The organism is Nocardia sp. No.11 (assembly GCF_038752175.1).
GTDB lineage: Bacteria > Actinomycetota > Actinomycetes > Mycobacteriales > Mycobacteriaceae > Nocardia > Nocardia canadensis.
The window spans coordinates 1-4,697 of the sequence record NZ_JBCGFB010000220.1; the positions used below are offsets into that span (position 1 = coordinate 1).

At 71.3% G+C, this 4,697-nt stretch carries 6 protein-coding genes; 2 read left to right on the forward strand and 4 right to left on the reverse strand.

Annotated features, from left to right (window positions below; genetic code table 11):
* Positions 1–141: 141 nt before the first annotated feature.
* The 4 genes from fmt to V8688_RS31315 all read right to left on the reverse strand — a co-directional run bounded on the left by fmt (position 142) and on the right by V8688_RS31315 (position 3,433).
* The gene (gene fmt / locus V8688_RS31300) at positions 142–1,065 is read right to left on the reverse strand and encodes a methionyl-tRNA formyltransferase (protein WP_342802321.1); all 924 of its coding nucleotides are present in this window, start codon (positions 1,063–1,065) and stop codon (positions 142–144) included.
* Positions 1,065–1,604 (reverse strand): peptide deformylase, encoded by a 540-nt coding sequence (gene def, locus V8688_RS31305; RefSeq protein WP_218715832.1) that lies wholly within the window; start codon positions 1,602–1,604, stop codon positions 1,065–1,067. Before def ends, fmt begins: the two co-directional genes overlap by 1 nt.
* A 77-nt stretch (positions 1,605–1,681) precedes the next feature.
* Complete coding sequence (locus V8688_RS31310; protein ID WP_342802323.1) at positions 1,682–2,617, reverse strand: alpha/beta fold hydrolase; 936 nt, start codon at positions 2,615–2,617, stop codon at positions 1,682–1,684.
* Between the two features lie 147 nt (positions 2,618–2,764).
* Positions 2,765–3,433: a PadR family transcriptional regulator gene (locus V8688_RS31315; protein ID WP_218715833.1), complete on the reverse strand. Its 669-nt coding sequence runs from the start codon at positions 3,431–3,433 to the stop codon at positions 2,765–2,767.
* An 89-nt stretch (positions 3,434–3,522) separates the two neighbouring features.
* Here V8688_RS31315 and V8688_RS31320 point away from each other — a divergent pair, with 89 nt between their 5' ends.
* Both V8688_RS31320 and V8688_RS31325 read left to right on the forward strand, forming a co-directional pair.
* Complete coding sequence (locus V8688_RS31320) at positions 3,523–4,299, forward strand: HD domain-containing phosphohydrolase (RefSeq protein WP_342802322.1); 777 nt, start codon at positions 3,523–3,525, stop codon at positions 4,297–4,299.
* 30 nt (positions 4,300–4,329) lie between these two features.
* On the forward strand, positions 4,330–4,697 hold a 368-nt coding region (locus V8688_RS31325), incomplete at its 3' end, for an HD domain-containing phosphohydrolase (RefSeq protein WP_342802324.1).

A 4,697-nucleotide genomic window follows, 5' to 3' on the forward strand; every position in this document is an offset into this window, starting at 1 on the left:
CCGCGCGGACCGTCCCGCCGCCCTTGGCGGCACGCGCCGCCCAGCCGCCGTCGACGTCCTTGCCGGCGACCTTCTTCTCGTCCCGGGGCGTCGTGCCGCCGCGGGCGTCGGCTTCCCGGCGGCGCCGGCGATCGGAGGCGCTCATCCGATCACCTGACCCGGTGCCAGGCGCGCGCCGCGGGCCCAGTCGAGGGCGTTCATCATCTTCTTACCGGGTGGCTGGACCTGCCCGAGCCGGATCGCTGTGGTCGACGTGCCGACGAAGACGCCGGACTTGCGCACCTCGATCTCGCTTTCGGGCAAGGTTTCCTCCACCATCTCGACCGGGCCCAGTTTGAGCCGCAGTCCGTTCATCTCGGTCCACGCGCCGGGCGCCGGGGTGACAGCCCTGATGCGGCGGTGGATGGCCAGTGCGGGCTCGTCGAACCGGATCCGGCCCGCTTCCACGGTCACCTTGGGCGCGTAGGACACGCCGTCGGCGGATTGCGGAATCGCTTGCAGCGTCCCGTCTTCCACTCCGTCGAGGGTCCGCTCCAGCAGGACCGCGCCGCCCTCGGCCAGCCGACCGAGCAGCTCGCCCGAGGTGTCGGTGACGTTGATCTTCTCGGTCATCACGCCGTACACCGGGCCGGTGTCGAGCCCGGCCTCGATGCGGAAGGTCGACGCGCCGGTCATGTCGTCACCGGCGTCGATCGCCGCCTGCACCGGTGCCGCGCCGCGCCAGGCAGGCAGCAGCGAGAAGTGCAGGTTGATCCAGCCGTGGGCGGGAATATCGAGCACCTGCTGGGGCAGCAGCGCACCGTAGGCGACCACGGGGCAGCAGTCCGGCGCGAGCTCGGTCAGCGCGGCGACGAACTCGGGGTCGGCCGGCTTGCGGGGGGTGAGTACCGGAATGCCGTGCTCGTCGGCGAGCTGACCGACCGGCGAGCGCAGCAGCTTGCGACCGCGACCGGCGACGGCATCGGGCCGGGTGACCACGGCGATCACCTCGTGCCGATCGCTGTCGATGAGCCGCCGCAGCGACGGCACCGCGGGTTCGGGGGTGCCTGCGAAGACGACGCGCATCAGCGGCCACCGCCGACACCGCTGGACTCACGCACGGTGACGCCGTTGCGGAACCAGTCGGATTCGCGGATGGTCCGCATCGCGTCCTTCCGGTCGCCGGGCTCGAGCTTGCTGACGAACAGCACGCCGTCGAGGTGATCGGTCTCGTGCTGCACACACCGCGCGAGCAGCCCCTCGGCCTCGAATTCGACCGGCGCACCGGCGCTGTCGACGCCGGAGACCTCGACCCGCAACGCCCGGCGCACGTCGTAACGCACGCCGGGGATCGACAGGCAGCCTTCCGGCCCGACCTGCTCCTCGTCGCCGATCGCCGACCACTGCGGGTTCACCACGTGGCCCGCGGCGTCGCCGGTGTCGTAGACGAACACCCGCAGCCCGACCCCGATCTGCGGCGCCGCCATCCCGACCCCGCCGTCGTCGTGCATGGTCTCGGTGAGATCGGCGATGAGCTGACCGAGTTCGGCACCGAACTCGGTGACCGCATCCGCACGGGAACGCAGAATCGGATCGCCGAACAGGCGAACGGGCTGAATGGTCACGCGGCGGCTCCCGGCTGGACGAAGTGCGGTCGTCCCATTCTAGTGACCGCGGCCGATGCTCCCGCCCGGCGTGGTCGTCAGGAGTTCCCGGCGATGATCACCTGGGGAATGCCGGTGCCGAGCGCGACCGGTGTGCACACGGGCGCCGGCGCGTGGGCCGGATCCAGCACCCGCAGCAGCAGCTGCTGCACGAACGGGTCGTAGACCATGTGGAAGTGGCCGGTCAGGTCGTCGGCGCACAGATCCTGCAGGACCAGGTTCTCCGCGCCCGGGCCGTGCAGGGCGATGTTGTCGAAGGGCTGGATCATCTCGTCCACGCGGCTGCCGACGGTGACGTAGCGGACGCCGGGCACGGTGTCGCCGCCCGCGTTGAGCTCGACCATGAGCGGCTCGCCCTGCGCCTGCTGGACCGCCGCCGTCGAGGTGACCTCGGCGAAGACGTCCATCATCCCGGGCACCGCCTGCCCCACCGGGACCAGGCCGTACATGACGCCGCCGTAGCTGGGCGAGGCGAGGCCGACCCAGGTGCCGACCTTCGCCGCCCCGCCGAGCTTGTTGACGTAGTAGCGGCTGACCGTGGCGCCCTGGGAGAAGCCGACCAGGTCGACCTTCGTGGTCCCGGTGACCGCCAGCACGTCGTCGACGAACGCGGCGAGCTGGGCGAAGCTGACCCGCATGTCCTCGGTGCCGTAGGTGTCGGCGCCCGGCGCGCCGCCGTAGTTGAGCGCGAACACGCACATGCCCGCGTCCACGAGCTGCGGACCGATACCCGCCCAATCGGAGTACGCGCTCGAGTCGGTACCGTGCACGAGCACCACCGGACGCGGATGGTCGGCGGTCGGCTTACAGCCGAAATCGTTGACCCCCAACGGAACCGCGGCGGGATGCGTAGCGAGGTAGCGGGCGGCGGCGAGATGGTCGGTTTGCCGGGGACCCGGCTCGTTCGGCACCAGGGCGGGCCGGTATCCGGCCGGTTCGGCGGCGGCGGGCGAGGTCAGCGTCGCCGCGAACACCGCGGCCACGGCTAAGGCGATCGCGCCCGTTCGTCGCCTTTGTGCCGTTCCCCAAACCCACCTGCGCCGCGGCTGTTCCATATCCCAAAGAATTACACCGTCCGCACAGGTTTCGCACCCCCGGGAAGAGGGTATGAGTGCCCTGAATTATCGGGGGTCGTCCCCGGGCGTGACATCGTCCTCGGCGAGGATCCGATACAGCGCCCGCCGGGTCTCGGTGAGCACCTCGGCGGCCTTGGCCGCCTGCTCCGCCGTCCCGACCTGGGCGACCTGACCGACCGCGCCCATGACCTGCCCGACCAGGCCGCGCAGATCCAGCGCCTGGGCGCCGACGTCCTGCTTGACCTCGGCCCACGGGTCACCGAGTTCCTCGCGATTGGCCTCGACATAGGCCTTGCCCTCGCCGGTGAGCTGGGCGGTCTTGCGACCGGCCACCTTCTCGATGAGCACCAGTCCCTCGTCCTCCAACTGGGCCAGGGCGGGGTAGATCGACCCCGGGCTCGGACGCCAGATGTCGTCGCTGCGCTCGCGGATCTGCTGGATCAGCTCGTAGCCGTGCATGGGCCGCTCGACGAGCAGCAGCAGCACCGCGGCGCGCACGTCACCGCGCCTGCCCCGGCCGCCGCGGCCGCGTCCACGACCGAAGCCGGGACCGAAACCCGGGCCGAACCCGGGGCCGAAGCCCGGCCCGAACTCGGGACCGTGCCCGTGTCGCCCGCCCCGGCGGAACTGCCGCCGATCGGGACCGAATTCCGCGGGGCCGGGTCCACGACCGCGACCGAAGTGTCCGAATTCTCGATTCTCTGCGTTGTGCATGACAGCCTCCTCAGGCTCTCTCGTTGTTCTTGACGTTATCGACGATATATCGACAATGCATCGAGCGCAAGGGGTCCTCTGAAATCACCATGACGGAGCCGCGCCGGCCGATGCGCCTGGCCGAACTGGTCGCCTCGCTGTCGCCGGCCACCGACCTCGGCCCGGGCCAGCCGCAGGAGCACGTCTTGCGTCAGACCGTGCCGGCCACCCGGCTCGCCACCGCCGCGGGTCTGTCCGACGCCGATCGTGCTGCCGCGTACTACGTTTCACTGCTGGCGTGGGTCGGTTGCGTCGCGGACTCCCCCGAGATGGCGCGCTGGTTCGGCGATGCCCTGCGGATCAGGGCCGACAGCTACCGGATCGACAAGACCGGGCTGCCGATGCTGACCTTCCTGCTCGGCCACCTCGCCGCGACCGGCTCACCGCTGCACCGGATCTCGGTGGCGAGCCGGTTCCTCGCCGACATCGCCGAGCGCCTCGAGCTGCCCGCCGCGGTCCGCACCGCGCTACCGCAGGCCTTCGAGCGCTGGGACGGCCACGGCGTGCCGTCGGGTCTGCGCGGCGACGGGATCATCCCGGTGATGCGGGTGGTCCACATCGCCGACGACGCCGAGGTGCACGCCCGGATGGGTGGTGTCGAAGCCGCCATGCGCATGTTGCGCTCGCGCAGCGGCACCGAGTTCGACCCGGAACTGGTCGAGTTGTGCGTCCGCGACGACGGCGCGCTACTGGACGGACTGGATCGGGTCGACGCCTGGCAGCACGTCATCGACGGCTGCGCCGCGCTCGACAGACCCCTCCCCGAGACCGAACTCACCGATGTGCTCACGGTGTTCGCCGACTACGCCGACGCGAAAGCCACCTAGTTCCTCGGCCATTCGCGCGCCGTCGCCGATCTGGCCGCCGCGGCGGCCCGCGAATACGGACTCCCCGCCGACCAGGTGACCACGCTGCGCCGGGCCGGGCTGGTGTGCCGGCTCGGTACCATCGGCGTCTCGACCGGCATCTGGAACAAGCCCGGACCCCTGACCGCGAGCGAACGCGAACGCATGGTCCCCTACCTCACCGAACGCGTCCTGGCCCGCAGCCCCCACCTGGCGGTGCTCGCGGGACCGGCCGCGATGGTCTACGAGCGGATGGACGGCTCCGGCTATCCGCGCGGGCTCACCGGCTCGATGCTGCCGCCGACCGCCCGGCTGCTGGGCGCCGCGCAGATGGCGCGCGCCCTCGCCGAGGACCGCCCGCACCGCCGGGCCGCCGATCC